Raw genomic sequence first — 16408 nt, 5'->3', positions numbered from 1 at the left:
TTCCCGTCGGGTCCTGACCCTAAACCCAGGGCAAGACGTCCCCGGCAAGTGCATCCGCCATGCTTAGGTCACGAGAGTGGACCAGCACGCGCGTGGGATCAACGGGGCCGGGAAAAGTGATGGCGCTTGGCACCGTTCGGACAAAGCCCAGGGGCCCATAATAGGCGAAATCGCCGACCAGCATGACAAAGGCGATACCCTCGCGTTCCAGCGCCAGGTCGCAGACATGCCTGACAAGGGCACGCCCGGCCCCCTGCTTTCTGAATTCGGGGTCGGTCATCAGCGGTCCGAGCAGATAGCCGTTGATCCCGCCGACGCTGATCGGGGTCATGCGCACGCTCGCCGCGCGCTCTCCCTTAATCTCGGCGATGTAGGAAAACTCGGGATCGACGGCGATCCGCTCACGCACCCGGAAGGCGGCGCGGGCAAAACGCCCCGGGCCGAAAGAAACCTCATGCAGCGCCTCGATCCAGGAATCATCGTCCGGCGTTTCGAGCCGGATGGACAGGGCGGCGGGCGTAGGAACAGTGGCGGCCGGGAGTGGCGAGAGAACGGTCATTGTCAACAATATCCAGATCGATCAAGGCAATACGACGACAGTCGCGCGAAATGGCGCGTCCTAAAGTCGTCGAATGTCTCGCTCGATACCGAACATCATGAACCGGGCTCCCAATGCATATCGCCAGCGGATTTAGCACCACCGATACCTTCGGTCCATCGAAATCGAAGGCGAACACGGTGTTCGGCGATAACCGTCTAATAATCGAGAACAATCTGGCTAGATATGCCGTTATCGAGCAGAAGATGCACAACAAGGAGACAAGCGATGGGTCAGTTGATCGACGGCAAATGGTCGACCCAGTGGTACGATACGAAATCGACCGGCGGAAAATTCAAGCGCTCTGAGTCGGCCTTCCGCAACTGGGTCACCGCCGATGGCGCCGCCGGTCCGACGGGCACCGATGGCTTTGCCGCCGAAAGCGGACGCTATCACCTCTATGTCTCCTACGCCTGCCCCTGGGCGCACCGAACGCTGATCTTCCGCGCCCTAAAGGGTCTTGAGGATCATATTTCCGTTTCCGTCGTGTCGCCCAAAATGCCCGACGAAACCGGCTGGGCCTTCACCGGCGAATTGGGCTCGGATACCGATACGCTCAATGGCGCGGACTATCTCTGGCAGGTCTATGCGAAAGCGGCACCCGACTATACCGGCCGGGTCACCGTGCCCGTTCTTTGGGACAAACAGCGCCAGACCATCGTTTCCAATGAGAGTGCCGACATCATCCGGATGTTCAATTCCGCATTCAATGAAATCACCGGAAACACGCTCGACTTCTATCCCCGCGACAAGCGCGACGAAATCGACCGCATCAATGAACGGGTCTACAACGACATCAACAACGGCGTTTACAAGGCCGGTTTTGCGACAACGCAAGACGCTTACACCGAAGCGGTTATCGCTCTGTTTGACGCCCTCGACTGGGTCGAAGGCATTTTGTCCCAGCAACCGTTCTTGACCGGCACAACCCCGACTGAGGCCGACTGGCGGCTGGTCACCACTCTGATGCGGTTCGACGCGGTTTATGTCGGGCACTTCAAATGCAACATCCGCCGCATTGCCGACTACCCGCACCTCTCGAAATATCTCAAGACCCTGTGCGAATGGCCCGGGGTCGCGGAGACCGTGCACATCGATCACATCAAGACCCATTATTGCTGGAGCCACACCACCATCAACCCGACCCGAATCGTTCCGGAAGGGCCGGTGCTCGACTTCCTCGATTGATGCGGGAGCTACCAGTTCGGTGAGGGCGTCCGGCCCTCGCCGATCTCTGCCAGGCGGCGCTCAGCGCTCGGCGCAATCGGTCCGGGGAGAGCCCCCAGCGCGAACCATCCGATTTCGACGATTTCCCGGCCGGGTACAAAGGGCCGGACCTGTTGGGCCGCATGGCCCACATAGAGGGCGACATGGTCGCGATCGGTGTATCCCGTAGCGTGATAGAGACTGAACAGCCGCATCTCGCCCTCGATCTCATAGCCGGTTTCCTCGAGCACTTCGCGGCGCGCGGCCTGCTCGGCGGTCTCGCCCGGATCGACGCCGCCGCCGGGCATTTGCCAGCCCGCGACATAGCCGTGCCGCACCAGCAACACCTTTCCCTCGACAATGACCGCGGCGCGGGCGCCCAGCGTCAGGTGCTTGTAAATGCCGCGTAGGCGCAGCAACGCGCCGAACGCATGTCTTTTCCAACCTCTGGCCATGACCGCTCCTAGATCAAGCCCGCTTTTCTTCGAATCGCTGGTTTGATCTAAGTCCTTGCTTTCGTCGCGCGTCCGAACCGCAAAACCGTTTCCACTTTTGCTGGACGCGCTATAACCGGCAACACATGACAAATTGTGGCAAAGGCGGCAATCGGCCATTTTCTTGCCGTAGCCGGCATGCCAATAGTGCGACCGATGATTACCCTTGCCCATATTTCCGACGTTCATCTCGCGCCGCTCCCCCTCATCACCCCGCGTGAACTGGCCTCCAAGCGCCTCACCGGCTGGCTGAACTGGCAGTTCAAGCGGCGCGGAGACATGCGCCCCGAAACGCTGACGGCACTGCTCGGCCATCTCAAAGCCCACAATCCCGACATGACGGCGGTTACCGGCGACATGGTCAATCTGGCGCTCGATGAGGAAATCTTAAGGGCGGCCAACTGGTTCATCGGGCTGGGAAGTCCCGAAAAGGTCTGCGCGATCCCCGGAAACCATGACGCTTACGTTGCTGGTGCTCTCGACAAGGCGCTTGGGGCCTACGGCAATTACATGCGCGGGGAAACGCTGGACGACCAGCCCTTTCCCTATGTCCGCCGTCTGGGCATGGTGGCGATGATCGGCGTGTCCAGCGCCGTCACAACGCCGCCATTCTTTGCCGCCGGCAAGGTCGGGGCCGGCCAGATCGAGCGCCTGCGCAAACTGCTGACCCTGCTTGGGGCAGCAGGGTATTTCCGTATCGTGATGATCCACCATCCCCCTCATGCCGAATTCGCCGACTCCAGGCGCCTCGGACTGTGGGACGGCAGCGATTTCCGCGCCGTGCTCAAACAGGCCGGTGCCGAAATGATCCTGCACGGCCACACCCATCTCTCGTCGGTGAACGCCATACCCGGCCCGTCCCAGGAAATTCCGGTGATTGGCGTGGCCGCCGCCTCGGCAGCGCCCGAGGGACATGATGCTCCCGGGCGCTACAATCTTTTCCGTATCGAGAAAGTCGGGTCCGAATGGACCTGCGCCATGCGCGAATATGGCTATCAGCGCATCGGTGACGAGATCGCATTGCGGCTGCAAATGCGCATATATTAAACAGCAAGTGATTCAGCGCGCCATCTCAAGCGGCGCAGGGCGAGAGCGTGAGCCAGACTTCTTTCATCATCGATGCCCCGGTTTTCGACGCCGCCACGGGGGAGGCGCGATTCGGCTATCGGCTGGCCGGGCACGCCTTTGTCGAGACACTGCGCTTTCCCGCCGCCGAACTGGATACGGCCAGGGCTGATACGGCGGCCTTCGCCGTTGTGCTCGATCTGACGGCCGCCGTGCTCGGCGTGAGCTATTTCAAGCTGCTCGCGCCATTTGAAATCGATGCGACCGCACTCGCTCTTTCACAGGCACAGCGCGCCTTTGTGCTCGACGTTTATGAGAACGGGCTGGGCGAATTCTACGCCCGCAACGATCTCAAGCGGTTTGGACGCCTCGCCATCACCGCCGGTACGCCGCGCGAGAATAGCGTACCCCTGACCCTTCCCGATCGCGCGCTGGTGCTGATCGGCGGCGGCAAGGATTCGCTGGTCAGCGTGCAATTGCTCGAAAGCGCCGGGGCCAAAATGAGCCTTTTTGCGGTCAATCCCAAGGGTCCGATCCTGACCTCAGCCGAACGCGCCGGCCTGCCCTTTCTGACCGTCGAGCGCACTCTCGATCCCGAAATGATCGCGCTCGGTCAGAAACCGGGTTATTACAACGGCCACGTGCCCTCGACCGCCATCAATTCGATGATCGCCGCCCTCGCCGGCCTTTTGTACGGATACGGAAATATCGTCCTCTCCAACGAACGCTCGGCCAGCGAGGGCAATATCGAGTTCGACGGGCGCCAGGCCAATCATCAATATTCCAAATCGATCGATTTCGAGCGCGCCATCCGCGACGTGCTTTCGGCGGCGACATTGGATGCACTGGAGTATTTCTCCCTGCTCCGTCCCTATTCCGAGGCCCGTATCGCAGCACTGTTCGCCCGATCGAACCGCTACGATGACGTGTTTTCGAGCTGCAACCGCAATTTCCGCCTTGCGGGCCATGACGGCCCGCTCTGGTGCGGCGAGTGCCCCAAATGCCATTTCGTCTTCCTGATCTTTGCTCCCCACATGGACAAGGATCGCCTGACAAAAATTTTCGGCCAGAACGTCCTCGATAATCCCGACAACATCGCCCCTTATCGCGAACTGACCGGCCTTTCGGGCCACAAGCCATGGGAATGTGTCGGAGAAATCCTCGAGGCGGCAGCGTGCCTCTGGCGCATCGCCGACCACCCCGACTGGCGCGACAGCGCTGTCGTTGAGGCCCTCAAGCCCGATCTCGAAGCGTTTTATGGCGCGGCGCGCCTGCACTCGGCCTATGAGGAGTTCATGGCCGACAGCACCGATCATCTCATTCCCGACGACGTCAAAAGCGCGGTTGCACCCCATGAAAATTGATGGCCCCGTCCTTCTCTACGGCGCCGGCCGCGAAGCCCGCTCCACAGCGGCCTTCCTGCGCCGCACCTATCCCGATCTCGAATTGTTCGTGACCACCGATGACGGCGTGGCCGAACTCGACGGCGCCAGCTTCATTCCGCCCGATGAAGCAAACCAGGTCTCGCGCTTCGGCACCATCGTCAAAAGCCCCGGCGTATCGCTCTACAAGCCTGTTTTCGACGCCGCCCGCGCTGCCGGTGTGCCGATAACGTCCAACCTCAACATCTGGGGCGCCCATTTCCGAGAGGGCCGCACCGTGGTGGCGATCTCGGGCACCAAAGGCAAGTCGACCACAGCCACGCTCGTCCATCTGATGCTGGAAAAATCCGGGGTCGATGCGGTGCTGGCCGGCAATGTGGGCATTCCCCCGCTCGATGCCGCCGGCAGCGCGCAAACCGTGGTGCTCGAACTTTCCTCCTACCAGACCGCCGATATCGATTTCGCGCCTGACATCGCCGCGATTTCCAACCTCTATCCCGAGCATGTCGATTGGCACGGCGGGCTCGACGCCTATTACCGCGACAAGCTCAACCTGATCGCCAAAGGGCCCAATCTGGTGGCAGTCGGCCCTCAAGCCGCCACCGTCGAGCGCGTCATCAGCACAATTCCTGCCTCCACCAAACGCATCCCGGCGCTCGACATCGAGCTTGCCGACGAAATCCTGATGGCGGCGATGAATTCGCGCCTCAAGGGCGCCCACAACCACGACAATGCGCGGCTGGCAGCCGCCATCGCGCTCGCCGCCGGAGCCACGCGTGAGGGCATATTTGCAGGCATCGAGGCCTTCATTCCCCTGCCCCACCGGCTAGAGGAATTGATGGTCGGCGATATCCTTTTCGTCGATGACTCCATTTCCACGACGCCGGAAGCCACCAAGGTGGCGCTCGCCGCCTACAAGGGCAAGAAAATCGCTCTGATCGCCGGCGGCCATGAGCGCCAGCAGGACTATACCGACCTGGCCAACCTGATGGGGCTGACAAGCGTCGTGATGCTCTGTTCCCTGCCGGTCACCGGCACGCGGCTCGCCCAGGCCGTTCGCAACAACACTCCGATCCCTATCGCCGAGTGTTCGACGCTGGACGAAGCGATGCAGGCCCTGGCCAGTGCCGGACATGTGTTCGACACCGTTATCCTCTCGCCCGGCGCGCCAAGCTACAACCAGTTCAAGAATTTCGAGGAACGCGGCGACCGGTTCAAGGCCCTCGCCCGCCAGCATTTCGGCGGAGAAAATCGATGACCTATGTCTTTCTGCTCTGCGCCATCGTCGGCGAGGTGATCGCGACTTCCGCGCTCAAGGCCGCCAACGGCTTCACCAACCTTGTGCCATCGGTCATCGTGATCGTTGGCTATGCGGCGGCGTTCTATTTTCTTTCGCTCACCCTGCGCACCCTGCCGGTCGGCATCGCCTATGCGGTCTGGTCGGGATTGGGGATCGTGCTGATCTCGATTGTTGGCTGGGTGATCTACAGGCAGGCGCTCGACCTGCCCGCCATCCTGGGCATGGGGCTGATTATCGCGGGCGTTATCGTCATCAACGCCTTTTCACGGGCGGGGCACTAAGGGCGATCAGGCAATCTTGGAAAAGCTTGCATAGCGTTTTTCAAGCTCTGCCCGCATCTCCTTGACCTGAGCCTCCATCCTGGCCTGCGCGCTTTGCGCGGCGAGTTCGCCCACGCCCTGAATCTGCATGGTCTGGGCTCTCTGAAAGCCAAAGGCAGCGGTGTTCATCCTGTCGAGGCGCTCGGCGGAAGCCATGCGCTTCTGCCGGGCAAGCTGCATCTCCTGCCAAGCTGTTTTCTTGGACACCCAGTTCATCTTCTTGAAGCCGGTAGAGACGGTGTTACTCATGAAATGATGATGCGCGCTGGCGGTTAACAATCTGTTAGGCAGGGGCGAAATCGGGTTTGACCTCTTCGAGCTCGATCAGCGTGCCGTCGAAATCCTTGGGGTGAAGGAAGATGACAGGCAGCCCATGCGCGCCGATTTTGGGCTTTCCATCGCCGAGCACCCGCGCCCCGCTTTCAATCAACCGCCGCACCGACGCGTTGATGTCGGCAACTTCATAACAGATATGATGCATGCCGCCGTCGGGATTGCGCTCGAGGAACGCGGCAATGGGCGAGGTTTTCCCAAGCGGTTCGAGCAGTTCGACCTTGGTGTTGCCCGTATCGACGAAGACGACCCGCACGCCGTGCTCGGGCAAGTCCTGCACGTCCGAAATACTGGCGCCCAGCATCTCGCGGTAGCGGCGCACCGCTGCATTCAGATCCGGTACCGCTATGGCGATGTGGTTGACCCGGCCGATCATCGGTTGCTCAATCTCCCCTCTATGGCGTTGAGCACCGAAAAGGCGGCATCGAGCACATTGGTGCCCGGACCGAAAATATCGAGGACCCCGGCCTCGCGCAGAAAATCATAATCGGCACTGGGGATAACGCCGCCGACCACGACGGCCACATCGTTGAGCCCTCGGCCCCTGAGCGCAGCGATCAATTCGGGCACCAGCGTCTTGTGCCCCGCCGCCAGCGACGAAACGCCGACCGCGTCCACGCCAAGCTCGTCGGCATGGGCCGCCACTTCGTGCGGGGTTTCAAACAACGAGCCCATATGCACGACAAAGCCCAGATCGGCGAAGGCCGTCGCGATGATCTTGGCGCCGCGGTCATGGCCGTCCTGGCCCATCTTGGCGATGAACAGCGCTGGCGCGCGACCGTATGAGCCTTTGAAGCCCTCGATACGCCGCGCGATCTCATCATATTGAGGATCGCCCGCATAGCTTTGTGAATAGACCCCCGATAACACCCGCGTGGTCGCATCGTAGCGGCCGAACACGTCCTCCATGGCCTGCGAAATCTCCCCCAGCGTGGCGCGGGCCCGCGCGGCGGCCACGGCGGCGTCGAGCAGATTGCCCTCGTCCATTGCCGCATATTCGCGCAAGGCATCGAGCGCCGACCGGCAACGCGCTTCATCGCGCGTGCGCCTTATGGTTTCAAGCCGGGCGATCTGCCCGGCCCGTACCTTCGCGTTGTCGATTTCGAGCGTTTCAATGGGGTCTTCGCTATCGAGCCTGTAGCGGTTGACGCCAACGATGACCTCTTCGCCGCGATCGATCGCAGCCTGGCGGATGGCCGCTGCCTTTTCGATGGCCAGCTTGGGTTCGCCCGACTGCACGGCCTTGGTCATCCCGCCCTGCGCCTCGACTTCATCGATCAGGGCTTGCGCCTTTTCGACAAGCTGACGGGTAAGGTCCTCGACATAATAGGAACCGCCCAGCGGATCGACCACATCGGTGATCTTTGTTTCGTGCTGCAGGATAAGTTGGGTGTTGCGCGCGATGCGCGAGGAGGTTTCCGACGGCAGCGCAATCGCTTCATCGAAGGAATTGGTGTGCAGGCTCTGCGTGCCCCCCAACACCGCCGCCAGCGCTTCATAGGCGGTGCGGACGACATTGTTGTAGGGGTCCTGTTCGGTCAGCGAAACGCCCGAGGTCTGGCAATGGGTGCGCAGCATTTTCGAGCGCGGATCGGTCGCGCCCAGATCGGTCATGATCCTGGACCACAGCGTGCGCGCCGCGCGCAGCTTTGCCACCTCGACAAAGAAATTCATTCCGATACCGAAAAAGAACGACAGCCGCCCGGCAAATTTGTCGATATCGAGCCCTCGCGTCTGGGCCGCCCGCACATATTCCATTCCGTCGGCCAGCGTATAGGCAAGCTCCTGGATCGCCGTCGCCCCGGCCTCATGCATGTGATAGCCCGAGATCGAGATCGAGTTGAACTTCGGCATATGCTCGGCGGTATAGGCGATGATGTCGCCCACGATCCGCATCGAAGGCTCGGGCGGATAGATGTAGGTGTTGCGGACCATGAACTCCTTCAAAATGTCGTTCTGAATGGTCCCGGAGAGTTTTTCGGGTGGCACACCCTGATCTTCGGCCGCAACGATGAACATGGCCAGAACCGGGATCACCGCCCCGTTCATGGTCATCGAAACGCTCATCTCGTCGAGCGGAATGCCGTCGAACAACAGCTTCATGTCCTCGACGGAATCGATCGCCACCCCGGCTTTGCCCACATCGCCGACAACACGCGGATGATCGGAATCGTAACCGCGATGGGTCGCCAGATCGAAAGCGACCGACAGCCCTTTCTGGCCGCGCTCCAGCGCCCGGCGATAAAACCTGTTGCTCTCCTCGGCGGTCGAAAACCCTGCATATTGCCTTATGGTCCAGGGCCGGTTTGCATACATCGTCGCCCGAACACCGCGCGTGAACGGCTCGACACCAGGGATGGACCCGCCTTCGCCCAGATAGACCGGCTCGATTTCGAGCCCGCCATAGTCGCGCTTGAGGTTTTCGAGTGGGGTGTCGCGCAGCTCTTTGACGGCGATATGAGACCAGATATCGCGCGGAGATTTGCTCATCACACAGCCTCAAACTCCATGATGACCGCATCGACGGCCAAAACGTCTCCTGCCCCGGCCTTGAGACTGGCGACCCGGGCCTTGCGCTCGGCGCGCAGCACGTTCTCCATCTTCATCGCCTCGACGATGGCCAGCGGCTGGCCCTCCTCGACGATATCGCCTTCGGCGACATCGACACGCACGATCTGCCCCGGCATCGGGCACAACAGGAACTGGCTCATGTCGGGCGGCGTCTTTTGCAGCATGTGCCGCATCAGGTCGGCCACGTGCGGCATCACCACCTTGGCGATGATATCGGCGCCGCGATAGCGCATGCGAAAGCCCGAAGTCACCCGGTCCATTTTAACATGCAGCGTGCGGCCATCGATTTCCGTCGCCGTCAGGCTCGCGCCCGGCTGCCAGCCGTCCTCGATCAGCAGCGGCTGGCCGTCATCGGTCATCAGCACGAAAGACTCGTCGGATTTGGGAATGGAAAAATCCCAGCGCCGATCCCCGATCAACACGCTCCGTTCCGCAATCACATGCCCGCTGCTGAGCGGCGCGGGTTCGATAAAGCCGCGTGTTTCGAGCTGAAAACTGGCGCGGCAGGCAAGTGCCGCCAGTGTAAGCAACGTATCGTCGTCAAGCGCAACGCCGGAAAACCCGTCGGGAAACTCATCGGCGATATAGTTGGTGGAAAGCAATCCCTCGCGAAAACGCCGTTGCTGGGTGACCGAAGAAAGGAACGGGATGTTGTTGCCGATCCCGTCGATTTCGAACTGGTCCAGAGCCACCGCCAATCCATCGATCGCTTCGATGCGCGTTGGAGCCCAGGTCACCAGCTTCGCCACCATCGGATCGTAATAGGGGCTGATCCCGCCGCCCTCATCGACGCCCGTATCGTTGCGCACCACAAGATGCGCCGAGGCTTCCTCTGCGGGAGGACGATAGCGTTTGAGCCGGCCCGTCGAGGGCAGGAAATTGCGATAGGGGTCTTCGGCATATATGCGCGCCTCGACCGCCCAGCCTTCCAGCCGCACATCCGCCTGGCCCCAGCGCAGCGCTTCCCCGTCGGCGATGCGGATCATTTCCTCGACCAGATCGAGCCCTGTCACCAGTTCGGTCACCGGGTGTTCGACCTGCAGCCGCGTGTTCATTTCGAGGAAATAGAAGTTGCGGTCTTTATCGACGATAAATTCAACGGTCCCGGCACTGACATAATTGACCGCCTTGGCGAGCGCCACCGCCTGCGAGCCCATTTTCTCGCGCGTTCCGGCATCGAGGAATGGCGAAGGAGCCTCCTCGATCACCTTCTGGTTGCGGCGCTGGATGGAACATTCGCGTTCGCCCAGATGGATGCAATTGCCCTGCCCATCGGCCAGCACCTGGATTTCGATATGGCGCGGCTCTTCGATATATTTTTCGATGAAAATCCGGTCGTCGCCGAACGAAGCCGCCGCTTCCGATTTCGAGCGTTCGAAGGCTTCCTTGACGTCCCGGTCCGAGCGCGCGATGCGCATGCCCTTTCCACCGCCACCGGCCGACGCCTTGATCATCACCGGATAGCCGATGGATTTGGCGATTTTCGCCCCTTCGGCGGCATCTGCGATCAGTCCCATATGGCCCGGAACCGTCGAAACCCCCGCCTCTGCAGCGATTTTCTTGGAGGTGATCTTGTCCCCCATCGCCTCGATGGCCCTGACCGGCGGTCCGATGAAATAGATCCCCTCCTGCCGCAGGCGTTCGGCAAAGGCGGGATTTTCCGACAGGAACCCATATCCCGGATGCACCGCCACGGCGCCGGTCTGCCTGCAGGCGGCAATGATCTTTTCAATATCGAGATAGCTTTGCGCCGCCGGGGCCGGACCGATATGGACCGCCTCATCGGCCACCCGCACATGCAGCGCATCCTTGTCGGCGTCGGAATAAACGGCGACCGTCGCGATGCCCATCTTTTTCGCCGTATCGATCACCCGGCAGGCGATCTCCCCGCGATTGGCTATGAGGATTTTGGAGAACATTCAGTTTGTCCTTTTGCGCGGCCGCGGGTTGAAGCCAGCAAGATATCTATGAATACGATCATAGACGCCGTCGGGATTTTGCAACACGTCGAGATTGGAAAACCGAAGCACCTCATAGCCTTTCTGGCCCAGATATTCGGTCCTCGGGCCGTCGGTGACCCTTCCAGCCTCGGTGTAATGCTGCCCGCCATCGATTTCGATAACAAGGGCAGCGCGATGGCACGCGAAGTCGGCGACATAAGGCCCCATCGCCACTTGCTTACGAAAGTGAAAGCCGCCTGTACGAAAAGGATGCAGCAACCGCCACATCCGCTTTTCAGCCTCGGTTGGATTGGAACGCAACTTTTGAGCAAGCTGGACGGTCATGCCATTCATCGGCTTTCGCCGATCCCCCCTCCCATCCTCCCCCGCAAGGGGGGAGGTGCCGCGCAAGAGCAATTTACACCACCCTGCCCCACTCCCGGCCCGCACCCTCCCCTTGATGGGGAGGGATGGGGAGGGGTGATGCCACGCGCTCCAAGTCCCGTCCTCTTCCTCACAGCGGGATATTTCCATGCTTTTTGACGGGCACATGCGCCTGCTTGTGTCTCAGGCTCTCGAACGCTCGCGCCACGCGGCGGCGGGTGTTGTGGGGCATGATGACGTCGTCGATAAAGCCGCGCTCGGCGGCGACGAAGGGGTTGGCGAAGCGGTCCTCATATTCCTTGGTGCGTGCCGCGATCTTGTCGGCATCGCCCAGTTCGGAGCGATAAAGGATTTCCGTTGCGCCCTTGGCGCCCATCACGGCGATTTCCGCGCTCGGCCAGGCATAGTTCACGTCGGCGCGGATGTGCTTTGAGCTCATCACGTCATAAGCGCCGCCATAGGCCTTGCGCGTGATGACGGTGACCTTGGGCACCGTCGCCTCGGCATAGGCGAACAGCAGCTTGGCGCCATGCTTGATGATGCCGCCATATTCCTGCGCCACGCCGGGCAGAAAGCCGGGCACGTCCACGAAGGTCAGGATGGGGATATCGAAACTGTCGCAGAACCGGATGAACCGCGCCGCCTTTTTCGATGCGTTGATGTCCAGGCACCCGGCAAGCACCATGGGCTGGTTGGCGACCACGCCAACGCTCTGCCCGTTGAGCCGGATGAAGCCGGTAAGGATGTTGCCGGCGTGGTCCTTTTGGAGCTCGAGAAAATCGCCTTCATCGGCAATCTTTTCGATCACCTCAGCCATATCGTAGGGCGTGTTGGCATTGGCCGGGATCAGGGTATCGAGGCTGTCCTCGCGTCGGTCGATCTGGTCATTGGTGGCAACGCGTGGCGCTTTTTCTCGCGCCGAAAGCGGCAGGAAGTCGAACAGGCGCCGCACCTCGAGCAGGGTTTCGATGTCGTTCTCGAACGCCGCATCGGCCACCGAGGAGATTTTCGTGTGCGTCGAGGCCCCGCCCAGTTCCTCATGGGTCACGCTTTCATTGGTCACGGTCTTGACCACGTCCGGCCCGGTGACGAACATGTAGCTGGTGTCTTTCACCATGTAGATGAAATCGGTCATGGCCGGCGAATAGACGGCGCCACCCGCGCATGGCCCCATGATGACCGATATCTGCGGCACCGCGCCCGACGCTTGCACGTTGCGCCAAAACACTTCGGCATAACCGCCGAGTGAGGCGACACCCTCCTGAATGCGCGCGCCGCCGGAATCGTTGAGCCCGATCACCGGCGCGCCGTTCTGGACGGCCAGATCCATGATCTTGCATATCTTCTGGGCATGCGTTTCAGACAGCGAACCGCCGAACACCGTGAAATCCTGCGAAAAGACGTAGGCGAGCCGACCGTTGATCGTGCCCCAACCCGTCACAACGCCGTCGCCGGGGATCACCTGTTCGTCCATCCCGAAATCGCGGGTGCGATGGGTAACGAACATATCGTATTCTTCGAAACTGCCCGGATCGAGCAGCACGTCGATCCGCTCACGCGCCGTCAGTTTGCCCTTGGCATGCTGCGCCTCGATACGCCGTAAGCCCCCACCCTGCCGCGCGTGTTCGCGCTTCTGATCGAGCGCATCGATAACGTCCTGCATGAAATCCTCCGGCAAATATCCCATTACCCTATAGCGATCCGGCAAAATTTCGAGAGACTTTTGCAGCGCTGTAAGGCAATTTACCCCTTGGGCGACACGATGACCCGCCCCCTGACCTTGCCGGCCAGAATGTCTTTGGAGGCGGCGGTCAGGTCCTCCAGGCCCACCTCGCGCACCATCCGCTCATAAACGCTGAACCCGAACAGCGTTGCGAGCCTGTCCCATGCTGCCATGCGTGCCTCGAAAGGCTGCATGACGCTATCGATGCCCGCAAGCGTCACCCCGCGCAAAATAAACGGAATGACACTGGCGTCCCATGTATCCCCCGCCGCCAGGCCAACCGCTGCAACACAGCCGCCCGTGTGGATCTGCTTGAGCATCTCGCCCAGCGGCGCTCCGCCCACGCTGTCGACCGCCCCGATCCAGCGCGTTGCCAACAGCTTTTTGCCCGTCGGTGCCAACACCTCGCGACCGACCACTTCGGTTGCTCCGAGCGCCTTGAGATCGTCCGCGAGATCGGCCCGTCCGGTCATGGCATGAACCTTGTATCCAAGGCGCGCCAACAGCAGCACCGCCATGGAACCCACGCCCCCGCCGGCCCCGGTCACCAGAATATCGCCGTCTCCGGGCTTGATGCCTTCCGATTTGAGCCTGTTGACCGCCAGCATGGCCGTGAGCCCCGCCGTGCCCAATACCATGGCGCTGCGCGTGGAAATCTCCTTTGGCAGCGGCACCAGCCAATCGGCCTCCACCCGCGCCCGCGTGGCAAACCCGCCCCAGTGCCATTCGCCGACCCGCCATCCGGTCAGCACCACGGCCTGTCCCGGATGATAGCGCCCGTCGGTGCTTTCGATCACCCGACCGGCGAAGTCGACGCCGCCGATATGGGGATACTCGCGCACCAGTCCGCCGATGCCCGAAAGCGCCAGCCCATCCTTGTAATTGAACCCTGCCCAATCGATGCCGACGAGAACGTTGCCCTCTGGCAGTTCCGCCTCATCGAGCTCAGCAATCCGCGACGCAACCTTGCCGTCCGCCTCCTTGTGGGTAACCAGTGCTCTAAAACTCATGACGCCACCTCCCGCCACCATCTCACAGTGATTTGGCTGGCGCGTCCAGTCGCAATCGGGCCGCGCGATCAGAAAGGATTGGCCAGCCGGTCGAGCGGTACGCCGGCGCTGATGATGCCGCTCGAAATCGCGCGCAACAGGTCCGGATCGAGCACATGTTGCCGCAACGCCGGCATGATGCCCAACCGCCGAAATCGCTGGCTGGCCAGAAGTCTGGGCAGGTAGGCGTTGATGATATCGGCGTCCCGCAACTGGCCGCCGGCCGCCACCATGACGGCCGTTCCCAAATCGGGAACCGCCGAAACCATGCGCTCACCGACGGCCGCCGCCTGGGCGTAATCGCCCTCGCGCATGGCCCACAGCGTCGGGACGATGGAATAGAAATCGGGAGGATTGACCTCAACGGACAGCGCCCGTTGCGAAAGGTTCCGGGCCGCCTCCCAATTGCCGTTCAGGCTTTCCACATAGCCGTAGTCCGCCAGCACGTCGACCATGGCGGGATTGAGTTGAACCGCCGTGTTGTAGTCGTCGCGAGCAAGGCCGATTTCACCCGAAAGGAAGGCCACGTAAGCCCGTTGGGCCCAATTGAATGCATTGGTCGGCTCCAGACCTATGGCTTGCTCGGCAAGTTGACGCCCCTGTTCGATAAGGGCAGCCCCTTCCGCGGTGTCGGCGCCGACCCGCCATCCCCTGTCAGCTGTCAGCACAGCCAGAATGGCGGCGCCTTCCGGCCAGCCATCGGCCATGGATTGGCGCGCACACCGCTCCAGCGCCTCGCCATCAAATGTCGTACGTTGCTCGCGAAACATTCCGTAGGCAATCAGGCAAGGATAGGGTTCTAGCACCGGCTCCTCTTCCGCCGCACGGGCCACGATCCAGCTTCGCGCTGCCTTGTGCAACGGTCCGCGCGGGCTACCGAGCCGCAGCGAAAACGCCTCCGAGACATCCTGCAAATTCATGTTGGGAGCGCCATTGTCCAAGGGCACCTCCACTTCAAAGGTCGCGACAACCGAACGTGTGGGCGCTTCTTGCAACAGGATGGAATAGAGAATGCCGCGTGGCGACCTTCGCGCCACGCCCGAAAGCACATACACCCCGCCATTGGTTCCCTGAACCTCACCGGAATCGGCTTGCGGCCCGCCATAGCGCGCCGAGAGATCGGAGAATTGATTGAGGTCGGTGACAAGTTCGAGCGCCAGGCCGGCTACCAGCGGCGTAGTACGCTGGTCATCGGTGAGATTTTCGAAATCCTCGACGACAACGAGCGGCATCGCCGGTTGAACGATTGCCGGTCCCGGCGAGGTGCGCTGTCCAAGCTCGGGCCAGAAATAGAGCGAGGCGACGAGCAAAACAGCGGCAATGGCCCCAGCCACCCATATCGATCGCGACGGTGACTGCGGCGGCCGGGGAGCAGCTCCATCATCTGCATTGTCGGATGGCTCCGCCCCATCCTTTCCAATCGCCGGTCCATCTCCGCGTGGCACGAATTCGGGAACATAGCGGCCGACCGGCAGGACGATTCGAACGGGCGCCCGGCCCAGATCGAGCCTGTCGAATTCCTCGATCAGGCCACGCAACCGGCGCGCCTGCACCCTGACGATGGGGTCGGATTGCGGATCGAAGTTTTCGTCCCGCCCGAAAACGTCAACGGCGATGGAATAAGCTTTTACAGAGCCTGACCGCCCCGCAAGTGCCGCATCCACGATATAGGAGAGGAACGCCGACAGCCTTGGGGATCGTGCCATGGCCGGCCATGCCAGAAGCTCGTCGAGCGCTCGGCGAACCGCTATTTGTTGGTCCTCGGCATACACCCGCCCCTCCGGCATGCGCTCCTCCTTCGGACCACACTAGACGTCTGCGTTTTACATGTAAATCGACCAGCCTTTTACCGCCCGTTACGGCGGATAACATTTCACCCGCGCGCGAATTGGACCATATCCCTGCCATCGCGATTGCCCGTTGCCGTCGTTTGGCACGTCAGGGCCCGCGATTGGGGTGACCTCTTGGCGGAGAGGCGCCGAGTTTCCCAATCTGTCGCATTTTTGAGCCAGCCGGTTCGCACCCAGGACCGGCCCATCGCTC

At 61.4% G+C, this 16408-nt stretch carries 15 protein-coding genes; 5 read left to right on the top strand and 10 right to left on the bottom strand.

What is annotated here, in order from left to right:
* Positions 1-19: 19 nt before the first annotated feature.
* Positions 20-559, bottom strand: coding sequence for a GNAT family N-acetyltransferase (locus ACP148_RS03965; RefSeq protein ID WP_421951296.1), 540 nt, complete (start codon positions 557-559; stop codon positions 20-22).
* 267 nt (positions 560-826) lie between these two features.
* Between ACP148_RS03965 and ACP148_RS03960 the strand changes: the two genes are divergently transcribed.
* A complete protein-coding gene (locus tag ACP148_RS03960) occupies positions 827-1786 on the top strand; it encodes a glutathione S-transferase family protein (protein WP_421951295.1) in 960 nt (319 codons plus the stop codon).
* 8 nt (positions 1787-1794) lie between these two features.
* Here the strand turns inward: ACP148_RS03960 and ACP148_RS03955 are convergent, their stop codons facing one another.
* On the bottom strand, positions 1795-2259 hold the full coding sequence (locus tag ACP148_RS03955) for an NUDIX domain-containing protein (RefSeq protein ID WP_421951294.1): 465 nt from the start codon (positions 2257-2259) through the stop codon (positions 1795-1797).
* A 135-nt stretch (positions 2260-2394) separates the two neighbouring features.
* Between ACP148_RS03955 and ACP148_RS03950 the strand changes: the two genes are divergently transcribed.
* The 4 genes from ACP148_RS03950 to ACP148_RS03935 are packed head-to-tail and all read left to right on the top strand — an operon-like array spanning position 2395 to position 6326.
* Positions 2395-3345, top strand: coding sequence for a metallophosphoesterase family protein (locus ACP148_RS03950; protein ID WP_421951293.1), 951 nt, complete (start codon positions 2395-2397; stop codon positions 3343-3345).
* Positions 3346-3392: 47 nt separating this feature from the next.
* Entirely contained in the window at positions 3393-4727 is a 1335-nt protein-coding gene (locus tag ACP148_RS03945; protein ID WP_421951517.1) for a hypothetical protein, read from the top strand.
* Positions 4717-6003 (top strand): UDP-N-acetylmuramoyl-L-alanine--D-glutamate ligase, encoded by a 1287-nt coding sequence (gene murD, locus ACP148_RS03940; RefSeq protein WP_421951292.1) that lies wholly within the window; start codon positions 4717-4719, stop codon positions 6001-6003. The genes ACP148_RS03945 and murD overlap by 11 nt, the downstream gene beginning before the upstream one ends.
* Positions 6000-6326, top strand: a complete 327-nt coding sequence (locus ACP148_RS03935) for a DMT family transporter (RefSeq protein ID WP_421951291.1) — start codon at positions 6000-6002, stop codon at positions 6324-6326. Before murD ends, ACP148_RS03935 begins: the two co-directional genes overlap by 4 nt.
* A 6-nt stretch (positions 6327-6332) precedes the next feature.
* On the opposite strand, the gene ACP148_RS03930 is transcribed toward ACP148_RS03935, so the two are convergent.
* The 8 genes from ACP148_RS03930 to ACP148_RS03895 all read right to left on the bottom strand — a co-directional run bounded on the left by ACP148_RS03930 (position 6333) and on the right by ACP148_RS03895 (position 16152).
* On the bottom strand, positions 6333-6614 hold the full coding sequence (locus ACP148_RS03930; protein ID WP_421951290.1) for a hypothetical protein: 282 nt from the start codon (positions 6612-6614) through the stop codon (positions 6333-6335).
* A gap of 34 nt (positions 6615-6648) precedes the next feature.
* Complete coding sequence (gene mce, locus ACP148_RS03925; RefSeq protein WP_421951289.1) at positions 6649-7074, bottom strand: methylmalonyl-CoA epimerase; 426 nt, start codon at positions 7072-7074, stop codon at positions 6649-6651.
* On the bottom strand, positions 7071-9188 hold the full coding sequence (scpA, locus tag ACP148_RS03920) for a methylmalonyl-CoA mutase (RefSeq protein ID WP_421951288.1): 2118 nt from the start codon (positions 9186-9188) through the stop codon (positions 7071-7073). Before scpA ends, mce begins: the two co-directional genes overlap by 4 nt.
* Positions 9188-11188, bottom strand: a complete 2001-nt coding sequence (locus tag ACP148_RS03915) for an acetyl-CoA carboxylase biotin carboxylase subunit (protein ID WP_421951287.1) — start codon at positions 11186-11188, stop codon at positions 9188-9190. The genes scpA and ACP148_RS03915 overlap by 1 nt, the downstream gene beginning before the upstream one ends.
* The gene (locus ACP148_RS03910) at positions 11189-11563 is read right to left on the bottom strand and encodes an endonuclease domain-containing protein (protein ID WP_421951286.1); all 375 of its coding nucleotides are present in this window, start codon (positions 11561-11563) and stop codon (positions 11189-11191) included.
* A gap of 160 nt (positions 11564-11723) precedes the next feature.
* The gene (locus ACP148_RS03905) at positions 11724-13256 is read right to left on the bottom strand and encodes an acyl-CoA carboxylase subunit beta (RefSeq protein ID WP_421951285.1); all 1533 of its coding nucleotides are present in this window, start codon (positions 13254-13256) and stop codon (positions 11724-11726) included.
* 80 nt (positions 13257-13336) lie between these two features.
* Positions 13337-14326 (bottom strand): MDR family oxidoreductase, encoded by a 990-nt coding sequence (locus ACP148_RS03900; RefSeq protein WP_421951284.1) that lies wholly within the window; start codon positions 14324-14326, stop codon positions 13337-13339.
* Positions 14327-14394: 68 nt separating this feature from the next.
* Positions 14395-16152, bottom strand: a complete 1758-nt coding sequence (locus tag ACP148_RS03895; protein ID WP_421951283.1) for a hypothetical protein — start codon at positions 16150-16152, stop codon at positions 14395-14397.
* Positions 16153-16408: the final 256 nt, after the last annotated feature.

Source organism: Pelagibacterium sp., assembly GCF_965249125.1.
Lineage (GTDB): Bacteria > Pseudomonadota > Alphaproteobacteria > Rhizobiales > Devosiaceae > Pelagibacterium.
The sequence above is the reverse complement of the archived record's forward strand: the minus strand, read 5'-3'. Positions and strand labels throughout refer to the sequence as shown.